General features: G+C 54.4%; 1 protein-coding gene. It reads left to right on the top strand.

Features of this window, described 5'->3' with window-relative positions; all coding sequences use genetic code 11:
• Positions 1–12 precede the first annotated feature (12 nt).
• Positions 13–206 (top strand): immunoglobulin-like domain-containing protein (locus AOA59_RS33375; protein ID WP_371919042.1); only part of this gene is annotated, 194 nt, incomplete at its 3' end.

Genomic DNA, 206 nt, shown 5'->3' with positions numbered 1-206 from the left:
CCACCGCTCACTATTAAAGCCGGTGAGACCACAGGCTCGACTGTGTTCAACACACCAGCCAACGACGTCTATAACAACGGCAGCACGGTCAGCACCACTATCGCCAAAACCGAAGGCGGTAACTTCGAGAACCTGGTTACCGATCCAAAAGCGGCCGTCACTTCGATTACCGACTCGATCGACAACACCACGGTTTCTCTGAGTGC

It is taken from the genome of Pseudomonas sp. 2822-15 (assembly GCF_002742515.1).
GTDB classification, from domain to species: domain Bacteria; phylum Pseudomonadota; class Gammaproteobacteria; order Pseudomonadales; family Pseudomonadaceae; genus Aquipseudomonas; species Aquipseudomonas salomonii.
Note: the sequence above shows the minus strand (reverse complement) of the source record. Positions and strands in the feature narration are given on the sequence as shown.